The sequence below is a fragment of the Ferrovibrio sp. genome (assembly GCF_025869515.1).
In the GTDB taxonomy this organism is placed as follows: Bacteria; Pseudomonadota; Alphaproteobacteria; order Ferrovibrionales; family Ferrovibrionaceae; genus Ferrovibrio.
The window spans coordinates 44019-63823 of the sequence record NZ_JAOZVR010000112.1 but is presented as its reverse complement, the minus strand read 5'-3'; the positions used below and the strand labels follow the sequence as shown (position 1 = coordinate 63823).

Sequence of the window (19805 nt, the reverse complement as noted above, 5' to 3'; positions counted from 1 at the left end):
CCTCGTGGCTACAGAAACTGCAACCGACTATGTCGATGGCCCGTTACGCGGGCCAGTGATCAAACTGTGTTTGCCTGCGCGGAAAATGCCCGCAATCAGCGTGCATATGGCAGAACAATGCGAATGCTCAAACCGCCGCCGATCCGGTTGACCGCGCTGATGCTGCCGCCGATGGCTTCGATATTGCGCCGGACGATCCACAGGCCAAGACCGGCATGATTGGCGCTCTGCTGAGCGCCCGCAACGATCTGGCGGCTGCCTTTGGGTCGCTGCGAGAAATAGCGATCGAAGATATGTTCGATCTTGCGCGGATCGATGCCGGGACCTTCGTCGTCGACATGCAGGTGGATACGATCCGCTTCGCGGAACAAATAGACGGCGATGGTCCCGCCCGGCGAGGAGAAGCTGATGGCATTGTCGAGGATATTCTCGAAAACGATATCGACCACGCCGTGCGCGGCGCGAATGGTGGCGTCTTCCTCCAGCATGCGGATCAGCCGGATATTCCGCTCGGTCATGATCTCGCGATAGCGCAGCAGCACATCGGCGACCAGGCGGGTGAGGTCGATCTGCAGGCGCGGGGCGTCGATCATATCGGCCGTGTTGAAATCGAGACGTTGCGTGGAATTGACCAGCATGTTCAGACGACTGAGGGATGCCTCGATCAGGCCGACTGCGCGATTGGCGCGGGGATTATCCTCCGGCAGGATTCGCCTGATCGGTTCCAGCGAGGCCTGAATGGTACTGAGCGGACCCTTGAAGGAATGCGCGTTGTCCTCCGCAGTCTGGCGAATATCCTGCGCGATATTGCGCAGGTCGCGCACCAGGTGATCGAAGTCGGTCGCGACGCTGGTCAGCTCCGGCACGATATTGCGGTCGGTGAAAGAATACTCCGTCATGCGACCCTGGCGGATTTCGCGCGCCACCTTGCGAAAGTGATGCAGGCTGCGCCAGACGCTGAGCGCGATCAGGATCGCCAGCAGGGCGAAGGCGAAATAAATCGCCGCCGCAATGCGGATTTCACGGGTCTGCCAGTAGGATCGCCCGATCGAGATATTGAGAAATTCGGTGGTCGGATGCGCCGAGATCAGCACCCAGCAGCCCCAGCGCGACTGAATCGGCAACACCGAGGTCATAATCTCTTCATGCCCGTCCGGCTGTCGATAGCGAATGTCGATCGGCCGGTCCCAGGCGCAACTCTCCGAGAGCTGACGCAGAATGCCCCGATCCGCCAGCCCCTCCAGTTCGGCACCGATCTGGTCGAGCCGCGATTCCGGCGCCGAGGCGATGTAATAGAAATTTCCGCTGCTCGGCGAATTGCCAGGCCGGAACATCAGCTTCAGCAGGGTGCGTTCGTCGTTGAAGCGCTGCAGTTCGGCATTCAGCGACTTATGCGGGGGTCCCTCGGGTCGATTAAGAATCGGCGCCAGGGCCTGCGCGATCAGCCAGCTGCGCTGCTGGATGCCGCGGCTGACCAGTTCGCGCCGTTGCGTATCCGCAGCTTCGAATTGCCCATAGAGGACAATCGGCAAAGCAACAAATACCGCGATCAGGGCGACGAGCTTGATCGTCAGAGAGGCACCGAGACGGCGTACCCGCCAGACTACGTCATTCCGCGCTGACCGGGGCTCCGCGCCAGCGGTATCCGAAGGCGAGGAAGTTCTCGATTTCACCGAAGCCGTCATCGACGGTCCGGAATTTGTTGCGGATGCGCTTGATTGAGGATCGTACATTGGTGCGATATCCATCTTCGCCTGCTCCCGCGATGAACCCGACATGGTGCACGCAGTCGTAAATCGCGCGGTAGGTCACATACTCACCGGCATTGCGCACCAGAAGGTGAACGATGTTGAACTCCACCACGGTCAGATTCACGTCAGCGCCATGCCAGAAAGCACGGCTGATCTGCGGACGCAGTTGCAGCGCACCGCATTCGATCAGCTCGTCCTGCTGTTGTTCCGGCGGCCGTTTGCCGGACTTCACGATCAGGTTCAGCCGCTTGGCCAGAATGGTCGCCCCGCGCGATTTGTTGACGAAGTCGAGCGCTCCGCCATCCAGCGCGGCGTTTTCATAGGATGCCGCCAGCATGCCGGTGAGAAACACCACCGGCACCATGATGCCGCGGCGGCGTGCCTGGCCGAGCAGGTCGAGCCCGGAAGCACCGGGCATCCGCCAGTCCAGCAGGATCACGTCGCTGCTGCCGCCATCCGCGAAATAGTCGAACATGGCGCCGCCATCGGACAGGCTGATCACCTCAAAGCCAAGGTCGGTCAATTCACCGCCGACGGCCTCGCGATAATCCTCGTCGTCATCGACCAGGACGACCTTGATACCATCGCCGCGCGCCGCTGCGTCATCGGGGGCGGAGGCCGGAGCGTAGGCCGGCGATACAGTCGCGTCTTCCCTGTTCAGTACCGTCATTGCCTTTTACCTCATAGTTCAGGACACGGAATTCATGCGTCTGGACATCGGGATAAAACGCGACGTCCAGGCTGCATTGCGGTGTGCGGTAGCGCCAGATTTTGGCGGGCGAGCGATTTTCTTCCTCTCTCGGCGGCCCCAGCATTGCCCTGGTCTGCTCGCTGTCCAGGCCGATCAGGGCGGCATCCGTTGTTGCTGGCACGGAGTCAACGGCCGATGCGACGAGAGGATTTCCCGAAGTATTTCCCGTAGCGTTTGCCGGCGCCGGAGCGGCAGCCGCAGGTCTTGCCGGTTTCTGCCGTGACGGCACGGAATCGGCGGTCCACCGATGGGCGGTCTGACGTGCCGGCGGCCATGGCGACTGGTAATCCGCCAGCGGCCATTTTGTCGCGTCGCAGGCCGTCAGCATACCGCCAAGAACCAGCAGGCATGGACTGAGCCTGAACCAGGCAGCAGTGGCCTTCATATGGCGCCCCGGTCGTGCATTTTGCTCACACATAGCCTCCCGGCATGCGACCTGACCGCCATGATTGGCTGCCTGGCTGCATCCGTTAAAAATTCTCTGCGCCAGGCTCCAGCCTGTCGCTTCACCTTCTCGAGTTTCCCCTCAGCGAACCCGGGCCGTGGTTCCGGCCGGGCAATACCTGTCAGTCCGCTCCTAACGATGCTGCACAGGATCGGTTCACCAGCCGCATGCGCGAAACCGGTGAACAGGAGGCGGTTCATTCTATGAGCACATTGACGCGCTTCAAGTTCCCCGCGTCAGCCCTGTGGCCGAACCACAGAAAAGTCACACCGCGCTGCCAATTCATCGCAGGCGGCGCAAGGCCACGCTTTTACCACACACAAACCGGCCGGGCTTTTCCATCATCCATCCCATATCGACTGCAGCGCTCCGCCAGTTCCGGCGCGGCAAGGCACAAGGAGATTATAACGACGATGGCCAAGCAAAAGTTCGATCCCGGAATTCTGCGTGAATACGATATTCGCGGTATCGTCGGCAAAACTCTCCATCTCGACACCGCCCATGCACTCGGCCAGGCTTTCGGCACCCTGGTCCGCCGCAATGGTGGACGCAGTGTGGCGCTCTGCCGCGATGGCCGGCTCAGCTCGCCGCAGATCAGCCGCGCGTTTTCCAAGGGATTGCGGCAGGCCGGCATGGACGTGCAGGCGGTCGGGCTCGGCCCCACCCCGATGCTGTATTTTGCCGAACGCCATCTGCAGGCCGATGCCGGTGCGATGATCACCGGCTCGCATAACCCGCCCGATTACAACGGATTCAAACTGACCATCGGCGGCAAAACCATCTATGGCGACGAAATCCAGAAACTGGGCGCCATCATCCGGGACGGCAACTTTAGCAGCGGTGCCGGCAAGGTGCTGCGGCGCTCGGTCGCCGGCGGCTATGCCATGCGCATCCTGCAGGATGCCGATCTGGCCCGGCCGCTCTCGGTGGCCTGGGATCCCGGCAACGGCGCCGCCTGTCCGATCGTCGAACGCCTGACCAGGCGGCTGCCCGGTCGCCATGTCGTGCTGAACGGCGAGGTCGACGGCACCTTCCCCAATCACCATCCCGATCCGACACTGCCGGAAACCCTGGAACAACTGCGCAGGGCCGTGCTGAGCGAGAAGCTGGATCTCGGCATCGCCTTCGATGGCGATGGCGACCGCCTCGGCGTGATCGACAACAAGGGCCGCGTGCTGTGGGGCGACCAGCTGATGATGCTGTGGTCGGAAGAAATCCTGCGCCGCCAGCCCGGCGCCACCATCATCGCCGATGTCAAAACCAGCCAGACCCTGTTCGATGCGGTGGAGCGTCTGGGCGGCAAGCCGATCATGTGGCGCACCGGCCATTCGCTGATCAAGGCCAAGATGCGCGAAACCGGCGCCCAGCTGGCCGGCGAGATGAGCGGTCATATTTTCTTTGCCGACCGTTATTTCGGTTTCGACGATGCGCTCTATGCGGCCATCCGTCTGCTCAACATCGTCGCGCGCTCGCCACGCAGTCTGGCCGATTTGCGCGACCGCCTGCCCGAGACCGTGAATACGCCGGAGCTGCGTATCGAATGCAGCGAAGAAGATAAATTCCCGATCGTGGCTTCCGTGAAATCCCGGCTGCAGGCGGCCGGCGCCGCCGTCAACGATATCGATGGCGTGCGGGTGCAGACGGCGGATGGCTGGTGGCTGCTGCGCGCGTCCAACACCCAGAATGTGCTGGTGGCGCGCTGCGAAGCCAACGACCAGGCCGGCCTGGCGCGGCTGAAAAATGCCCTGGGCGAACAGCTGAGCGCCAGTGGCGTCGAAGCGGATGTCATATCCTCGGCACTCGGTGAAGAGCGCACGGCTGCGTGATCAACTGGCTGTGCCGGCCGCGGCCAGCAGCTTGGCCTCGGCCACCAGCGCCGCCGTCAGCGGCGTCATCGGTTCGCGGTTCGGCACGATCAGGCCGATCGAATGCACCGCATCGGGCTCTATGATCGGGATGGAGCGCAACCGTTCGGTCAGCCCCAGCGTATCGGCCAGCTTTTCCGGCATCACTGTCGCCCAGCGGCCGGTGCGCACATGCGAGAACAGCACGATCATCGAATTCGATTCCAGCGTCGGTTCCGGCTCCGCACCGGCCTCGCGCAGCAGCCGGTTGATGATGCGGCGGTTCTGCATGTCGGGCGTCAGCAGGCAGAGCGGTATCCTGCCGACCTCGGCCCAGGTCACCGTGTCGCGGTCCCCCAGCGGACTGTCTGCCGAGGTCAGCAGCCGGTATTGCTCGGCATAGAGCGGTACCGACCGGACCTTGCCGAGCGGTTCGTTGTCGATATAGCTCAGGCCGGCATCGACCTCGAGATTCTCCAACATCGCCAGCACTTCAACCGAGGTGCGCGACAGGATGGTGAAACGCACTTCCGGGTGCTTGGCGCGATAGGGCGTGGTCAGCGCCGACACCATCGCCAGCGCCGTCGGGATCGCGGCAATCTTCAGATGCCCGACGAGACCGCGCCTGAGCGCCTGCACCTCCTGCCGCATGGCGCGTGCATCGCCGACGATGCGTCGCGCCCAGTCGAGCACCCGCTCGCCTTCGGCGGTCAGGCCGAGGAACCGCGAACTGCGCTGCACCAGCATGACACCCAGCGAATCTTCCAGCTGCTTGATGCCGGCCGACAGCGTCGGCTGGCTGACGCCGCACTGTTCCGCGGCCTTGCCGAAGTTTTTCTCGCGCGCCAGCGCCAGCAGGAATTCCAGCTTGTCGATCATCCGCGTCCGGCTGCCTCCGAATACCCCAAGCGACTATCCCGCATTCCGGTCCTCGGGCCAATAAAACACCATAAAACAGCATCTTGTGCAGTGCCACATGCCGCAAGCGGCTCGCCTCGCCGCAACGACAATGTTTAGATGACCGGCGAATCGATACCCGCTTCAGCCCGGATTCCGCACCATGCTCGACACCCTGCTCGCCGCCTGCCTGCCCGAAGACCATGATCGCGCCACCCTGGTGGGGCGTGTCTGGCTCGTCGGTCAACCTGGCGGGCCCACCATTGTCGCCCTGCACGGCGAGAATCTGGTGGATATCAGCACTCTGGCCGCCACCATGAGCGACTTGCTCGACAGGACGGATGCTGCCGCTGCCGTACAGTCTGCCGTCAAGACTGCTCCCGCCATCGGCAGGGTGATGGATGTGCTGGCGAACACGCCAACGATGAAAGCGCCTTATCTTCTGGCGCCCTGCGACCTGCAGGCCGTGAAGGCCGCTGGCGTCACCTTCGCCGACAGCCTGATCGAACGCGTGATCGAGGAGCAGATCCGCGGCGATGCCAGCCGCGCCGAAGCGGTGCGCGCCGAGATCGCCACGGCACTGGGCGGCGAGATTTCCCGCATCAGGCCCGGCTCGCCGGAAGCCCTGCGGCTGCGCGAGACGCTGATGAAGCGCGGCGCCTGGTCGCAGTATCTGGAAGTTGGCATCGGCCCGGATGCCGAAGTCTTCACCAAATGCCAGCCGATGGCCTCGGTCGGCACCGGTGCGAGCGTCGGCATCCATCCGGACTCGACCTGGAACAATCCGGAGCCCGAAGTGGTTCTGGCACTCGACAGCCGCGGGCAGATCGTCGGCGCCGCGCTCGGCAACGACGTCAATCTGCGCGACGTGGAAGGCCGCAGCGCCCTGCTGCTCGGCCGCGCCAAGGACAACAACGCCTCCAGCGCCATCGGGCCTTTCATCCGGCTGTTCGACGCGCATTTCACGCTGGACGACCTGCGCAAGGCCGAGGTCAGCCTGGTGATCGCCGGTCAGGATAATTTCCGCCTCGAAGCCAGCTCGCAGATGTCGCGGATCAGCCGCGACCCGCTCGATCTGGCCGCCCAGACGTTTGGCAGTTCGCACCAGTATCCCGACGGCGCCATGCTGTTCACCGGCACGATGTTCGCGCCGATCCAGGATCGCGGCGCGCCGGGCATGGGCTTCACCCACAAGCCGGGCGATATCGTCACCATCCGCTCGCCCCGGCTGGGCGGGCTGGTGAACAAGGTCGATTTCTGCGATCGGCTGCCGCCCTGGCAGTTCGGCACCGGCGCGCTGATGCGCAATCTCGCCCAGCGCGGGCTGCTGCGCTAGATTGACGACAATCTCGAGGGAGGAACCCATGCTCGACCAGGTTTCGGCGGTGATCCGCCTCAACGAGCACGACAATGTGGTGGTGGCGCGCAGCGAACTGCAGCCCGGCATGCGCGTGGAAGGCGGCGGCAACGTCACCTGTCGCGGCACCATCCCCGCCGGCCACAAGGTGGCCACCGCGCCGATCGGCCAGGGCGAGGCGGTGCGCAAATACAACCAGATCATCGGCTTTGCCTCGGTGCCCATCGAACCCGGCGAGCATGTGCACAGTCACAATCTGGCGATGGGCGATTTCAGCCGCGACTATGCCTTCGGCGCCGACATGCGGCCGACCGCCTATATCCCCGAGGCCGAACGCGCCAGCTTCCAGGGCTTCATGCGCGAGAACGGCCGGGCCGGCACGCGTAACTATCTCGGCGTCGTCACCAGCGTGAACTGCTCGGCCACCGTGGCACGCTATATCGCCGATCATTTCAAGGGCGACGCCCTGCGTGACTATCCCAATATCGACGGCGTGGTGGCCATCGTGCATGGCACCGGCTGCGGCATGGCCGACAAGGGCGAGGGTTTCGGCAACCTGCAGCGCACGCTGTGGGGCTATGCTCAGCACGTCAACTTTGCCGGCGTGATGATGCTGGGGCTGGGCTGCGAAGTGGCGCAGATCGATTTCATGATGGAAGCGCAGGGCCTGAAACACAGCCCGCGCCTGCAGAGCATGACCATCCAGGACAGCGGCGGTACGCGCAAGACGGTCGAGCGCGGTATCGCCATGCTGAAGGAGATGCTGCCGGCGGCCAATGCGCTGCAGCGCACCACCGTGCCGGCCTCGCATCTCACGCTCTGCCTGCAATGCGGCGGTTCGGACGGCTATTCCGGCATCACCGCCAATCCGGCGCTCGGCGCCGCCGCCGATCTGCTGGTGCGCCACGGCGGCACGGCGATCCTGAGCGAGACGCCGGAAATCTACGGCGCCGAGCATCTGCTGACCCGGCGTGCCGAAAGCCGCGCCATCGGCGAGAAGCTGATCGAGCGTATCCGCTGGTGGGAAGAGTATTGCGAGCGCAACGGCGGCTCGATGGACAACAACCCCTCGCCCGGCAACAAGAAGGGCGGCCTCACCACCATCCTGGAAAAGTCGCTGGGTGCGGCGGCCAAGGGCGGCACCACCAACCTGCGCGGCGTGTTCAAATATGCCGAGCCGGTGGATACCAAGGGTTTCGTGTTCATGGACACGCCCGGCTACGACCCCTGCTCGGCCACCGGGCAGATCGCCGGCGGCGGCAACATCATCTGCTTCACCACCGGGCGCGGCTCGGTGTTCGGCGCCAAGCCGGTGCCCTCGATCAAGCTGGCCACCAACTCGGCCATGTATCGCCGCATGGAAGAGGATATGGACATCAACTGCGGCGCCATCCTGGATGAAGGCATCAGCGTGGCGCAGATGGGCGAGAAGATTTTCGACAATATCCTGACCGTGGCTTCGGGCACACCGTCGAAAAGCGAAGAACTCGGCTTCGGCGATGCCGAATTCGTGCCCTGGCAGATCGGCGCCACGATGTGAGCGGCCTCAGGCGAGCAGCTGCGCCAGCGCCGCCTGGTCGCAGATGCCGCTGATCCGCAGCAGCAGACGGCGGCGCGGCACCGGCGCCACGCCATGCGGCACTGAATCCCTGAACAGGAAGGCGGCATCCGATACCGCCTGCAGCCCGCCGTCTGCCATGAGCATCAGCATCGGCTGGCCGCCGCTGGCCACCAGCAGCGACAGCGTGGCATGGCCGTTCTCCCAGTAGCTGTCGTCGGCGGCATCGACATGGGCCGGCAGGAAACCGCCGGGCGGCAGGCTCAGCAGGCGCACGCCGCGCAGCCTGGCGAACGGCAGCCGTTCGATGGTGGTGCGCGTCAGCGGGATGTCGTAGCGCGCATCCCAGTCCCAGCCGGCGCAGTCGTCGGCCTTCCGGGTCGTCACGCTGTCGTCCATCGTGGTGCCGGTCGGCCCGCGCCGCAGGCCAAGCCCTTCCAGCGAACGGTAGCGGCCGATGATGGCCTGGCCGTTGCGGTGGCGGTCCATGTGATCGAGCTGCTCGTCATCGGCCACCATGAACCAGCGCCGCCGGTTTTCCGGCAGCAGATGCCGTTCGTTGACCAGGATCGGCCGGAACAGCGGCACCAGCGCCAGCAGTTCAGCCTCGACCGCCGCCCGGTCGTAGTCGAAAGCCAGCGGCGCATAGACCGGCTGCCGGAAAAGCCCTTGCGTGAATTTGTTCATGTTTTACCCCATAATGCTCACAAGCATCTGGGGCGGCCCAAGGGCCGTTACAAGAGGTCGGAAGCAGCGGGAAATGGCTGGGGGACTAGGATTCGAACCTAGACAACCAGAGTCAGAGTCTGGGGTCCTACCGTTAGACGATCCCCCAGCAGGGATCGGGCCGGGATATAGCCGGTCCCGTAAGCCTTTGCAACCCTTCTCCCGGGCTGTGAGGGTACCGCCCTAACGCCTGAAAATGCTGAAGATTTCCAGATGCGGCGACCAGCGGAACTGGTCGATCGGCACGGCCTTTTCCAGCCGGTAGCCGGCATCGACCAGTCCCCGGGCATCGCGCGAGAAGCTGGAAGGGTCGCAGGACAGCATGACGATCAGCCCCGGCGCCTCGCCCAGCTTGGCGGCTTCGGCGATCTGCTGCACCTGGGCCTTGGCGCCGGCACGCGGTGGATCGAGCAGGATGGCATCCAGCTTTTTCAGCTCGGCCCGGCTGAGCGGCTGGCGTTCGAGATCGCGCGCCGTCGCGGTCAGGCGGCTGAGGCCCGCGGTCTTGGCGGCGGCCCCCAGCATGGCAATCGCCGGCCGGTCGGCATCCACCGCCCAGACGGTCTTGCCCACAGCCGCCAGCCGCAGCGCGAAGGCGCCGCAGCCCGAGAAGAGATCGGCGACCCGCTTGGCATCCTGCAACGCGTCCAGCGCCAGATCGGCCATCGCCTGCTCGGCCTCGGCCGTGGCCTGCAGGAAGCCGCCGGGCGCCAGCGTGACCGGCACATTGCCGAAGCGCACGCGCGGCGCCGCCTCGCCCTGGTACAGCAGTTCGGGATCGCCGCGTTCGTCGAAACGCAGGCTGAGCCGCGCCAGGCCGGTCGCCTTGGCCGCCTTGCTCAGCTCGATCCGCTCCTGCACCCGCATCTTCAGCTTGCCGGTGATCAGCACATCGGCGCCGGTCTCGGTCCAGGTCACCTTCAGGTCGACCGCCCAGCCATCGCCCAGCACGGGAAACATCATGCTGCGCAACTGCGGCAGCAACGCGAGCAGTTCGGGCCGCAGCACCAGGCATTCGGTGAGATCGACCACCTTGCGGCTCTGCGCCTCATGGAAGCCGAGCAGCACCTTGTCCTTCACGCGGCGGGTGATGAATTCGGCGCGACGGCGCGTGCGGTCGGGCACGGCGACCAGGTCGCCCACCGGCACATCGGCGAGCTCGCGGCGGGTGAGCGCAGCGCTCAGCTTGTCGCGTTTCCAGGCGCGATAGGGCGTCTCGGCCCAGTGCTGCAGGCTGCAGCCGCCGCAGGTCTGGAAATGGCCACAGGGGGCGTCGACGCGCTCCGGCCCGGGTGCTTCCAGCACGCTGAGCTGGGCGGCGAAGCCGTCGCCGCGCGGCTCGCCCACCTTGGCGGCGATACGGTCGCCCGGCACGGTGAAGGGCACGTAGAAACGCTCGCCGTCTTTCGACAGCACGCCATGGCCCTGCCCGCCCATCCGCTCGATCACGCCCTCGACATCACGCATCGTATTTCTCCGCCGCGATCAGAAACTCGCGGTTGCCTTCAGGACCCAGGATCGGGCTCGGTTCGATGCCCAGCACACGCCAGCCCGGCAGGCCGGACCACCAGTCGCCGATGGTGGCGCAGACTTCGTCATGCAGGGCCGGATCGCGCACCACGCCGCCCTTGCCGACGCGGCCACGACCGACCTCGAATTGCGGCTTGATCAGCGCCACCGCCCAGCTGCCCGGCTGCGCCAGGCCAAGTGCCGCCGGCAACACGGTCTGCAGGCCGATGAAACTGGCATCGCAGACCACGCAGGTGATAGCATCGGGGATCAGGGTAGCATCGAGATGCCGCGCATTGGTCTTTTCCAGCACGACGACACGCGGATCGGTGCGCAGGCGCCAGTCGAGCTGGCCCTCGCCGACATCGACGGCATAGACCTTCGCTGCGCCATGCTGCAGGAGCACGTCGGTGAAACCACCGGTGGAGGCGCCGACATCGATGGCGATGCGGTCCTGCGGCGACAGGCCGAAATGCTGGAGCGCATGCGCCAGCTTGACGCCGCCGCGGCTGACCCAGGGATGCGGCTTGCCGCGCAGTTCCAGCGGCGTATCGGCGGCGAGGCTGAGGCCCGGCTTGTCGAGCCGCTTTTCGCCCGAGAAAACCAGACCGGCCATGATCGCGGCCTGCGCCTTGGCCCGGCTTTCCGCCAGGCCGCGCTCCACCAGGATCTGATCGAGGCGCAACTTCGGGGCTTTCATGCGGCCGGCATCCTGTCCAGTCGCTGCAGCCTATGGGTCATGGCGTAAAAACGCCAGAGCAGCAGCACCGCCACCACCGCCAGCCCGACCACCAGGCCGGCCCACACGCCGATACCGCGCAGCGACGTGTAGAAGCCGAACCAGATCGCCACCGGAAAACCGACCAGCCAGTAGCCGACCAGCGTGATCACCATCGGCACGGCGGTATCCTTCAAGCCGCGCAGCGCGCCGTTGGCCACGCCCTGGGCGCCGTCGACCAGCTGGAACAGCGCGGCAATCCCGAGATAGGTGACCGCCAGCACGAACACCGTGCTGCCGGCATCCGCGACGAAGACCCGCACCAGCAACCCGCCGGAAAAATGGAAGATCAGCGCCGTGCAGAGCATGAAGGACATGCCCATGGCGATGGCGATCCAGCCGGCGCGCGCCGCGCCGGCGAAATCGCGTGCCCCGGCCGCCAGCCCGACCCGCACCGTGGCGGCCTGACTCAGGCCCATCGGCACCATGAAGGCGAGCGCCGCCCATTGCAGCGCCACCTGATGCCCCGCCACTTCGGCCGCGCCGAGCCGCCCCATCAGCAGGGCGGCGGCAGAAAAGAGTCCGATCTCGGCGCCCAGCGCCAGCGCGATCGGCGCACCGACGCGCAGGAAGGCGGTCATGCGTGGCCATGTGCTGCGCCACCAGCCGCGCGATATCCGATAGGCGGCGAATTGCGGATCGCGCGCGATATACCAGCCGAACACCAGCAGGATGAGCAGATTGACCAGGCTGGAACCGATACCGGCGCCGACCACGCCGAGCGTCGGCACGATCCAGAAGCCGAAAATCAGCACGGTATTCACCGCGGCATTGAGCAGCACTGCCAGCACGGTCAGCACCAGCGCGGCGCGCGGCCGCTCCAGCGCGGCAACAAAGCCGCGCAGCACCATGAACCATAATGCGGTGATGAACATACCGCTGACCGCCTGCATGAACGGCACGGCCAATGCGATCAGTTCGGGCGGCTGGCCGATCAGCACCAGAAAGGGTTCTATGAAGATGAGCAGCAGCGTGCAGGCCAGGCCGTAAAGACCGGTGGAGATCAGGCCGTCATGCACGGCGTGGCGAACGCCGTCGAGATCGTCGGGGTCATGACCGCGCGCCTGTGCGGCCAGCGCCGGCGTGGCGGTGGCCAGCCCCAGCCCGGCCATCCACAGGAAGCTGAAGATCGCCACGCCCAATGCCGCCGCGCCCAGCGCCTCGGCGCTGTAATGCGACAGCAGCCAGACATCGGTGGTGTGGATCGCCATCTGCGCCAGCTGCGTGCCGACAATGGGCAGCGCCAGCGTGAGCGTCGCCCGCGCTTCCTGGAGGATCATGCTGTGCTGTCCTGTTAGGCGCGGGCGGTGGATTCGCTCGGGTGACCGAGCGCCGAAAGTGCCATGGCGACGATCTGCGGCGCGTTCAGTCCGGCCTCGTCATACTGCTTCACCGGGTTGTCGTGATCGATGAAACGGTCGGGCAGCACCAGCGGGCGGATCTTCAGACCGTGATCGAGCAATCCGTCAAGACTGAGGAACTGCAGCACATGGCTGCCGAAACCACCGACCGAACCCTCTTCCAGCGTGATCAGCACTTCGTGGTTGCGCGCCAGCTGACGCACCAGATCGGTATCCAGCGGCTTGCAGAAGCGCGCATCCGCCACCGTGGTGGAAAGCCCGCGGGCGCCCAGTTCGTCAGCCGCCTTCAGCGCCTCGGCCAGATGGGCACCGAAAGAAAGAATGGCAATCTTGCTGCCTTCGCGGATGACGCGGCCCTTGCCGAGCGGCAGCACCAGGCCGCGCTCGGGCATGATCAGTCCGGTGCCCTCGCCGCGCGGGTATCTGAACGCGGACGGCCGGTCGTCGATGGCGGCGGCGGTGGCGACCATATGCATCAGCTCGGCCTCGTCGGCCGCGGCCATCAGCACCATGTCGGGCAGGCAGCCGAGATAGGCGATATCGAAACTGCCGGCATGCGTGGCGCCATCGGCGCCGACCAGGCCGGCACGGTCGATGGCAAAGCGCACCGGCAGCCTCTGGATCGCCACATCGTGCACCACCTGGTCGTAGGCACGCTGCAGGAAAGTGGAATAGATCGCGGCGAACGGCTTGAAGCCTTCGCAGGCCAGGCCGGCGGCGAAGGTCACCGCATGCTGTTCGGCGATGCCGACATCGAAGCAGCGCCTGGGGAATTTCTTCGCAAACAGATCGAGCCCGGTGCCCGAAGGCATCGCCGCCGTCACCGCCACGATCTTGTCGTCGCGCTCCGCTTCCGCGATCAGGCTTTCGGCGAAGACCTTGGTATAGCTCGGCGGACCGGCCTTGGGCTTGGCCTGGGTGCCGGTGACGACATCGAATTTCGACACGCCGTGATATTTGTCGTCGGCGGCCTCGGCCGGGCCGTAGCCCTTGCCCTTCTGCGTCACGACATGAATCAGCACCGGGCCGGTCTTGTCGGTGTCGCGGATATTCTTCAGCACCGGCACCAGATGGTCGAGGTTATGACCATCGACCGGACCGACATAATAGAAGCCCAGTTCCTCGAACATGGTGCCGCCGGCCACCATGCCGCGCGCATATTCCTCGGCCTTCTCGGCCATGTTGGCGAGGCCTTTCGGCAGAATCTTCTCGCCGATCTGCTTGGCGAGCTGGCGCAGGCCGAGATAGGAGCGCGAGGACAGCAGGCGCGACAGATAAGCGCTCATGGCGCCGACCGGCGGCGCGATCGACATGTCGTTGTCGTTGAGGATGACGATCAGCCGGGTATCCATCGAGCCGGCATTGTTCATCGCCTCATAGGCCATGCCGGCCGACATCGCGCCGTCGCCGATCACCGCGATGACATTGTTGGTCTCGCCCTTGAAATCGCGCGCCACTGCCATACCGAGGCCGGCAGAGATCGACGTGGAGGAGTGCGCGGCACCGAAGGGATCGTATTCGCTTTCGCTGCGCCGGGTGAATCCCGACAGGCCGCCGGGCTGGCGCAGCGTGCGGATGCGGTCGCGCCGGCCGGTGAGAATCTTGTGCGGATAGGCCTGGTGGCCGACATCCCAGATCAGCTTATCGTCGGGCGTGGCGAAGACGTGATGCAGCGCCACGGTCAGTTCGACCACGCCGAGCCCGGCACCGAGATGGCCGCCGGTGACCGAGACAGCATCGATCATCTCGCGACGCACTTCGTCGGCGAGCTGCTTGAGCTGGTCCAGGTCGAACTGGCGGATGTCCGCCGGTTTGCGCACCGTATCCAGCAGGGGCGTGCGATTGCTGATCATGGCTGAGCCGATGGTGTCACGAGCGGCGGGTTATAACAAACTCGGCCAGCTCCTGTAAAACCATGGAACGGGGGCCAAATTGCGACGCCAGCCGGTTTTTCGCGGAATTGGTTAACGCGCGCGCCTTGGCCCGGGCCGGCTCCAGCCCCAGCAGGCCCACGAACGTGGCCTTGCCGGCGGCGGCATCCTTGCCCACCGCCTTGCCGACCTCGGCGGCCGACCCCTCATGGTCCAGCAGGTCATCGGCGATCTGGAAAGCCAGTCCCAGTTCGGCGGCATAATCGCGCAAAACCGCGCGTTCCGCCGGCTTCGCCTGACCCAGGATGGCGCCGGCCTCGGCGGAAAAGCAGATCAGCGCACCGGTCTTGCGCGCCTGCAGATCGGCGATCTCCTCATACCCGAGCGGCAGCCCGGCCTCGCAGCGGGCCACCGCCGCCAGATCGATGGCCTGGCCGCCGACCATGCCGCGCGGTCCGGCCGCCAGCGCCAGCCCGGCCACCAGCGCCGCCTGCACGCCCGCATCGGCATGGGTGGCCGGATCGGCGAGTACCAGGAAGGCCTGGGCCTGCAGCCCGTCGCCGGCCAGCACGGCGCTCGCCTCGTCGAAGGCCCGGTGCACGGTCGGCTTGCCGCGGCGCAGGTCGTCGTCATCCATGCAGGGCAGGTCGTCATGCACCAGCGAATAGCCATGCAGCATCTCGATGGCGGCGGCGACCCGCAGGCTGCGCTCGCGCGGTACGCCGAACAGATCGGCCGAGGCCACCGCCAGCAGCGCGCGCAGCCGCTTGCCGCCGCCGAGGCTGGCATAGCGCATCGCACGGTCCAGCTTTTCGGTCGCGCCCTCCACAGCCGGCAGCAGGCGGTCGAGCGCGGCCTCGACGGCCGCCCCCACCTCCTGCATCGCCGCCGCGAGCGCGGGCGACGGCTGCTCGTTCATGTCAGTCGGCCTTGAAGGGCTGGGTGGCGGCCTGGCCATCGGCGCCGACCACGATCTTCTCGATCTTTTCCTCGGCGGCCTTCAGCTTGGCCTCGCAATGGCGTTTGAGCAGGGCACCGCGGCCATAGAGCGCGATCGAATCTTCCAGATCGACGCGGCCGCCTTCCAGTCTGGTCACGATCTCGTCCAGCGCCTTCAGCGCCGCCTCGAAGCTCATCGCCGCGATATCCGGCGGGATGGTCTCCTGATGGGCTTCCTTGTCAGCCTTGGACATGCCGCCTCCGTTCCACAAAGCCGCCACAGTTTACGGTCTAGCTTACGCCCCAACAACCCGTGCCACCGGCCGATTCGCCCAAAGCAGAGAGGCCGTATCCGGCGTGGCCGAAGCCATACAATGCGCTGTATAATTTGCCAACCCGCCAAGGGAGAATCCGCCATGTCCAGCCTCATCGCAAATCGCCGCACCCTCCTCGCCTCCGCCCTTGCGGGCGCGGGCTTCCTCATCCTCCGTCCGCTGCCGGCCGAGGCCGCCTCCGACGACCAGAGCCTGATCGATTCGGCGCGCATCACGGTCGACAACTTCGCCCATGACGGCCAGATGAGCGACCTGCGCCGCAAGCTCGCCCAGGCCAAAGGCGTCTTCGTGGTGCCGCAACTGCTGAAAGCCAGCTTCATCATCGGCGGCGAAGGCGGCAGCGGCGTGCTGCTGGCCAAGACCGGCACTGGCTGGAGCGAACCGGCGATCTATACCATGGGGGCCGGCTCCATCGGCCTGCAGATCGGCGGCGAAGCCTCGCAGGTGATGCTGGTGCTGATGAACGACAATGCAGTGAACGCCATCCTGCGCAACGAGTTCAAGCTCGGCGCCGATGCCACCGTGGCCGCCGGTCCGGTCGGCATGGGCGTGGAAGCCGCCACCACCAGCAATCTCGGCGCCGATATCTTTTCCTATGCCAAGACCAAGGGCCTGGCGGCCGGCATTTCGGTGGAAGGCGCGGTGATCTCCGCGCGGCACAGCCGCAACACCGCCTATTACGGCAAGGAAGCGCATCCGCGAAACATCCTCTACGACAACGTGGTGAGCAATCCGGGCACGCAGGCGCTGCGCCAGGCCCTGACCGCTGCCGAGATGCCGTGATCTCTCCCGCCACCCTGCGGGGCTACCGCGCCACCACCTATGCGGTGACCCTGCCCGACCGAAGCCTGATCGGCCTGCGGCTGGACGAACCCAGTCCGCAGGCCGACGCGTTTCTGCGCCACTGCAAGGCGCAATCGCTGACCTGCCTGAATGCCTGGAACCCGCGCAGCAAACGCTGGCCGGTCAGCCGCAACATGGCGGCGCATCAGGGGCTGCGGCGCGATCTGGCGGCGCGCGGCTATGTCGCACTGCCGCAACTCGGCGTGCCCGATCGCCGTAACTGGCGGCCGGAGCCGGGCTTCGCCGTGCTGGACCTGGAAACGGAAAAGGCCATGCCGCTCGCAGAACGCCATGGCCAGTTCGCTATCGTGTTTTACCCGCGTGGCGGTGTCGCGGAGTTACTCCTGACCCGCCTCGCCGTCACCTGACCAGGCGGCCTCGCCGCTTTAAGCCACCTCAAACAGCCCGGCGCCGCCCTGGCCGCCGCCGATGCACATGGTCACCACCACATATTTGGCACCGCGCCGCTTGCCCTCGATCAGGGCATGGCCGGTCATGCGCGCGCCCGACATGCCATAGGGATGCCCGATCGAGATCGCACCGCCATTCACATTGAGCAGTTCGTTCGGGATGCCGAGCTTGTCGCGGCAGTACAGCACCTGCACGGCAAAGGCCTCGTTCAGCTCCCACAGGCCGATATCGTCCATCTTGAGGCCGAAGCGCTGCAACAGCTTGGGGATCGCGTAGATCGGGCCGATGCCCATTTCATCCGGCTCGCAACCGGCCACCGCCATGCCGCGATAGATGCCGAGCGGGGCCAAGCCCTTCTTCTCGGCCAGCTTGGCTTCCATCACCACGCAGGCCGAAGCGCCATCCGACAGCTGGCTGGCATTGCCCGCCGTGATGACCTTGCCCGGGCCGCGCACCGGCTGCAGCGCCGCCAGGCCCTCCAGCTTGGTATCGGCGCGGTTACCTTCGTCCTTGGCCAGCGCGACATCCTTGTAGGAGACTTCCTTGGTCTCCTTGTCGACCACCGCCATCTTGGTCGGCATGGGCACGATTTCGGCATCGAACTTGCCGGCCGCCTGCGCGGCGGCGGTGCGCTTCTGGCTTTCCAGCGCGTAGGCGTCCTGCACCTCGCGGCTGATACCGTAGCGCTTGGCCACCACCTCGGCGGTGTCGATCATTGCCATGTAGATGTCGGGCTTGTTCTTCATCAGCCATTCGTCGCGGGCGCGGAAGGTATTCATATGCTCGTTCTGCACCAGCGAGATCGACTCCAGCCCGCCGCCGACCGCGACCGGCACGTTGTCGTGGATCACCTGCTTGGCCGCGGTGGCGATCGCCATCAGACCCGAGGCGCACTGGCGGTCGACGCTCATGCCGGCGACCGTGACCGGCAGGCCGGCGGCGATGGCGGCGTTGCGTGCGATATTGCCACCGGTCGCACCCTGCTGCAGCGCGGCGCCCATCACCACATCATCCACTTCGCCCGGCTCGATGCCGGCGCGCTTGACCGCTTCGCGGATCGCATGGGCGCCCAGCGAGGCGGCATCGGTGTTGTTAAAGGCACCGCGATAGGCCTTGCCGATCGGCGTGCGGGCAGTGGAAACGATGACGGCTTCGCGCATTTTATCCTCCCAAGAATGGCCAGAAATATTTATTGGGGCCGAACGCTAGACCCAAATTTCTTGCGGTGCAAACCTGCCGTTACGGCAAGCCTTTCCGCGTGCGTCAGGCCGGCCAGCGTTTGGCGATTTCCTCCAGCATCACCTCGGTGGCGCCGCCGCCGATGGGATGGATGCGGGCATCGCGCGCCATGCGCTCGATCTCAGAGTCGCGCAGGTAGCCGGCACCGCCGTGGAACTGCAGGCAGTCGTAGGTCACGGCATTGACCAGCTCGCCGCACAAAGCCTTGACCATCGAGACCTCGCGCACGGCATCGCGCCCTTCGCCCACCAGCCAGGCGGCGTGATAGACCAGCTGGCGCGCGGCTTCCACGCGCGCCTCCAGCATGGCGAGGCGCTGGCGGATCGCCTGCTTGTCGGCCAGCACACCGCCGAAGGCCTTGCGCGTCGTCACATACTGCCGGGTGATCTCCAGCGCGCGGCGGCATTCGCCGACGGCCATGGCGCCGAGCACCAGGCGCTCGTTCTGGAAATTGCGCATGATGGCATAGAAGCCGCGGTTCTCATCGCCCAACCGGTTTTCAACCGGCACGCGGCAATTGTCGAACACCAGCTCGGCGGTATCGGAGCAGAGCCAGCCATGCTTGCGTAAAGAACGCCCGACGCTGAAGCCCGGCGTGCCTTTCTCGACGGCGAAGATCGAGATGGCGCGCGAGCCTTTCGCCTCGGGGTCGGTCTTGGCCGCCACGAAATACAGATCGGCATGTACGCCGTTGGTGATGAACATCTTGCTGCCGGTCAGCAGGTAATGATCGCCGTCGCGCCTGGCCCGGGTGCGGATCGCGGCGACATCCGATCCCGCATCGGGTTCGGTGACTGCCACGGCGGTGATCAGCTCGCCGGCGATGACTTTGGCGAACCAGCGATCCAGCTGTGCCTTGCTGCCGGCATGGGCCAGATGCGGCGAGGCCATGTCGGTATGCACCAGCACGGTGGCGGAGAAGCCGCCGAAGCCGGACAACCCGCATTCCTCAGCCAGGATGGCGGCGGCAACCGGCGCCTGCTCGCTGCCGCCATAGGCTTCCGGGTAGCGGATGCCGAAGAAGCCGAGCGCGCCCATCTTGCGCAACGTCTGGCGCGGCACCATGCCCTGCTCTTCCCAGGCGGCGCCATGCGGGCGCACCTCCTGGTCGACAAAGCGGGCGATCTGCTCACGCAATGCTGCGTGTTCGTCGCTTTCGTAAATCGTGCGCAAAGGTTTCCTCCATGGTG

Annotated in this window: 18 protein-coding genes and 1 tRNA gene; 5 read left to right on the top strand and 14 right to left on the bottom strand. The window is 65.6% G+C overall.

Going from position 1 to position 19805, the window contains the following annotated elements; genetic code table 11:
* Window positions 1-95: 95 nt before the first annotated feature.
* From OJJ21_RS19835 to OJJ21_RS19825, 3 genes are all read right to left on the bottom strand, one after another.
* Entirely contained in the window at window positions 96-1532 is a 1437-nt protein-coding gene (locus OJJ21_RS19835; protein ID WP_297689107.1) for a HAMP domain-containing sensor histidine kinase, read from the bottom strand.
* Between the two features lie 76 nt (window positions 1533-1608).
* Entirely contained in the window at window positions 1609-2421 is an 813-nt protein-coding gene (locus tag OJJ21_RS19830) for a response regulator transcription factor (RefSeq protein ID WP_297689105.1), read from the bottom strand.
* Entirely contained in the window at window positions 2354-2887 is a 534-nt protein-coding gene (locus OJJ21_RS19825; RefSeq protein WP_297689103.1) for a hypothetical protein, read from the bottom strand. Before OJJ21_RS19825 ends, OJJ21_RS19830 begins: the two co-directional genes overlap by 68 nt.
* 473 nt (window positions 2888-3360) lie before the next feature.
* On the opposite strand from OJJ21_RS19825, the gene pgmG reads away from it, so the two are divergent.
* A complete protein-coding gene (pgmG, locus tag OJJ21_RS19820) occupies window positions 3361-4773 on the top strand; it encodes a phosphoglucomutase/phosphomannomutase PgmG (RefSeq protein WP_297689101.1) in 1413 nt (470 codons plus the stop codon).
* Here pgmG and OJJ21_RS19815 read toward each other — a convergent pair whose 3' ends face one another.
* Complete coding sequence (locus tag OJJ21_RS19815) at window positions 4774-5670, bottom strand: LysR family transcriptional regulator (protein ID WP_297689099.1); 897 nt, start codon at window positions 5668-5670, stop codon at window positions 4774-4776.
* A 181-nt stretch (window positions 5671-5851) separates the two neighbouring features.
* Between OJJ21_RS19815 and OJJ21_RS19810 the strand changes: the two genes are divergently transcribed.
* Both OJJ21_RS19810 and OJJ21_RS19805 read left to right on the top strand, forming a co-directional pair.
* Complete coding sequence (locus tag OJJ21_RS19810) at window positions 5852-7024, top strand: fumarylacetoacetate hydrolase family protein (RefSeq protein WP_297689097.1); 1173 nt, start codon at window positions 5852-5854, stop codon at window positions 7022-7024.
* 28 nt (window positions 7025-7052) lie between these two features.
* Window positions 7053-8585: an altronate dehydratase family protein gene (locus tag OJJ21_RS19805; protein WP_297689095.1), complete on the top strand. Its 1533-nt coding sequence runs from the start codon at window positions 7053-7055 to the stop codon at window positions 8583-8585.
* 6 nt (window positions 8586-8591) lie between these two features.
* Here the strand turns inward: OJJ21_RS19805 and OJJ21_RS19800 are convergent, their stop codons facing one another.
* The 8 genes from OJJ21_RS19800 to OJJ21_RS19765 all read right to left on the bottom strand — a co-directional run bounded on the left by OJJ21_RS19800 (window position 8592) and on the right by OJJ21_RS19765 (window position 16041).
* Complete coding sequence (locus OJJ21_RS19800) at window positions 8592-9290, bottom strand: hypothetical protein (RefSeq protein ID WP_297689094.1); 699 nt, start codon at window positions 9288-9290, stop codon at window positions 8592-8594.
* Window positions 9291-9364: 74 nt separating this feature from the next.
* Window positions 9365-9438, bottom strand: a tRNA-Gln gene (locus OJJ21_RS19795).
* A gap of 74 nt (window positions 9439-9512) precedes the next feature.
* Window positions 9513-10796 carry an RsmD family RNA methyltransferase gene (locus OJJ21_RS19790; protein WP_297689091.1) on the bottom strand — a complete coding sequence of 428 codons (1284 nt, stop codon included), beginning with the start codon at window positions 10794-10796 and terminating at the stop codon, window positions 9513-9515.
* Window positions 10789-11538 carry a TlyA family RNA methyltransferase gene (locus OJJ21_RS19785; protein WP_297689088.1) on the bottom strand — a complete coding sequence of 250 codons (750 nt, stop codon included), beginning with the start codon at window positions 11536-11538 and terminating at the stop codon, window positions 10789-10791. Before OJJ21_RS19785 ends, OJJ21_RS19790 begins: the two co-directional genes overlap by 8 nt.
* Complete coding sequence (locus tag OJJ21_RS19780; protein ID WP_297689086.1) at window positions 11535-12896, bottom strand: MATE family efflux transporter; 1362 nt, start codon at window positions 12894-12896, stop codon at window positions 11535-11537. The genes OJJ21_RS19785 and OJJ21_RS19780 overlap by 4 nt, the downstream gene beginning before the upstream one ends.
* Window positions 12897-12910: 14 nt before the next feature.
* Window positions 12911-14830, bottom strand: a complete 1920-nt coding sequence (gene dxs / locus OJJ21_RS19775; protein WP_297689084.1) for a 1-deoxy-D-xylulose-5-phosphate synthase — start codon at window positions 14828-14830, stop codon at window positions 12911-12913.
* 16 nt (window positions 14831-14846) lie between these two features.
* Window positions 14847-15767 carry a polyprenyl synthetase family protein gene (locus tag OJJ21_RS19770; protein ID WP_297689082.1) on the bottom strand — a complete coding sequence of 307 codons (921 nt, stop codon included), beginning with the start codon at window positions 15765-15767 and terminating at the stop codon, window positions 14847-14849.
* 1 nt (window position 15768) lies between these two features.
* Window positions 15769-16041, bottom strand: coding sequence for an exodeoxyribonuclease VII small subunit (locus OJJ21_RS19765; RefSeq protein WP_297689080.1), 273 nt, complete (start codon window positions 16039-16041; stop codon window positions 15769-15771).
* Between the two features lie 162 nt (window positions 16042-16203).
* Between OJJ21_RS19765 and OJJ21_RS19760 the strand changes: the two genes are divergently transcribed.
* Both OJJ21_RS19760 and OJJ21_RS19755 read left to right on the top strand, forming a co-directional pair.
* A complete protein-coding gene (locus OJJ21_RS19760) occupies window positions 16204-16905 on the top strand; it encodes a lipid-binding SYLF domain-containing protein (RefSeq protein WP_297689078.1) in 702 nt (233 codons plus the stop codon).
* Window positions 16902-17333 (top strand): DUF3293 domain-containing protein, encoded by a 432-nt coding sequence (locus OJJ21_RS19755; protein ID WP_297689076.1) that lies wholly within the window; start codon window positions 16902-16904, stop codon window positions 17331-17333. Before OJJ21_RS19760 ends, OJJ21_RS19755 begins: the two co-directional genes overlap by 4 nt.
* 18 nt (window positions 17334-17351) lie before the next feature.
* Here the strand turns inward: OJJ21_RS19755 and OJJ21_RS19750 are convergent, their stop codons facing one another.
* Window positions 17352-18536 carry an acetyl-CoA C-acyltransferase gene (locus tag OJJ21_RS19750; protein WP_297689075.1) on the bottom strand — a complete coding sequence of 395 codons (1185 nt, stop codon included), beginning with the start codon at window positions 18534-18536 and terminating at the stop codon, window positions 17352-17354.
* Between the two features lie 103 nt (window positions 18537-18639).
* On the bottom strand, window positions 18640-19788 hold the full coding sequence (locus tag OJJ21_RS19745; RefSeq protein WP_297689074.1) for an acyl-CoA dehydrogenase family protein: 1149 nt from the start codon (window positions 19786-19788) through the stop codon (window positions 18640-18642).
* Between the last annotated feature and the right edge of the window lie 17 nt (window positions 19789-19805).

Excerpts from the sequence above, each read along its gene's own strand:
- OJJ21_RS19750 (WP_297689075.1), bottom strand. The coding sequence starts at position 18,536 with ATGCGCGAAGCCGTCATCGTTTCCACTGCCCGCACGCCGATCGGCAAG.
- OJJ21_RS19760 (WP_297689078.1), top strand. The coding sequence starts at position 16,204 with ATGTCCAGCCTCATCGCAAATCGCCGCACCCTCCTCGCCTCCGCCCTT.
- OJJ21_RS19770 (WP_297689082.1), bottom strand. The coding sequence starts at position 15,767 with ATGAACGAGCAGCCGTCGCCCGCGCTCGCGGCGGCGATGCAGGAGGTG.
- OJJ21_RS19780 (WP_297689086.1), bottom strand. The coding sequence starts at position 12,896 with ATGATCCTCCAGGAAGCGCGGGCGACGCTCACGCTGGCGCTGCCCATT.
- OJJ21_RS19825 (WP_297689103.1), bottom strand. The coding sequence starts at position 2,887 with ATGAAGGCCACTGCTGCCTGGTTCAGGCTCAGTCCATGCCTGCTGGTT.
- OJJ21_RS19810 (WP_297689097.1), top strand. The coding sequence starts at position 5,852 with ATGCTCGACACCCTGCTCGCCGCCTGCCTGCCCGAAGACCATGATCGC.
- dxs (WP_297689084.1), bottom strand. The coding sequence starts at position 14,830 with ATGATCAGCAATCGCACGCCCCTGCTGGATACGGTGCGCAAACCGGCG.
- OJJ21_RS19830 (WP_297689105.1), bottom strand. The coding sequence starts at position 2,421 with ATGACGGTACTGAACAGGGAAGACGCGACTGTATCGCCGGCCTACGCT.
- OJJ21_RS19785 (WP_297689088.1), bottom strand. The coding sequence starts at position 11,538 with ATGAAAGCCCCGAAGTTGCGCCTCGATCAGATCCTGGTGGAGCGCGGC.
- OJJ21_RS19815 (WP_297689099.1), bottom strand. The coding sequence starts at position 5,670 with ATGATCGACAAGCTGGAATTCCTGCTGGCGCTGGCGCGCGAGAAAAAC.
- OJJ21_RS19765 (WP_297689080.1), bottom strand. The coding sequence starts at position 16,041 with ATGTCCAAGGCTGACAAGGAAGCCCATCAGGAGACCATCCCGCCGGAT.
- OJJ21_RS19790 (WP_297689091.1), bottom strand. The coding sequence starts at position 10,796 with ATGCGTGATGTCGAGGGCGTGATCGAGCGGATGGGCGGGCAGGGCCAT.
- pgmG (WP_297689101.1), top strand. The coding sequence starts at position 3,361 with ATGGCCAAGCAAAAGTTCGATCCCGGAATTCTGCGTGAATACGATATT.
- OJJ21_RS19805 (WP_297689095.1), top strand. The coding sequence starts at position 7,053 with ATGCTCGACCAGGTTTCGGCGGTGATCCGCCTCAACGAGCACGACAAT.
- OJJ21_RS19800 (WP_297689094.1), bottom strand. The coding sequence starts at position 9,290 with ATGAACAAATTCACGCAAGGGCTTTTCCGGCAGCCGGTCTATGCGCCG.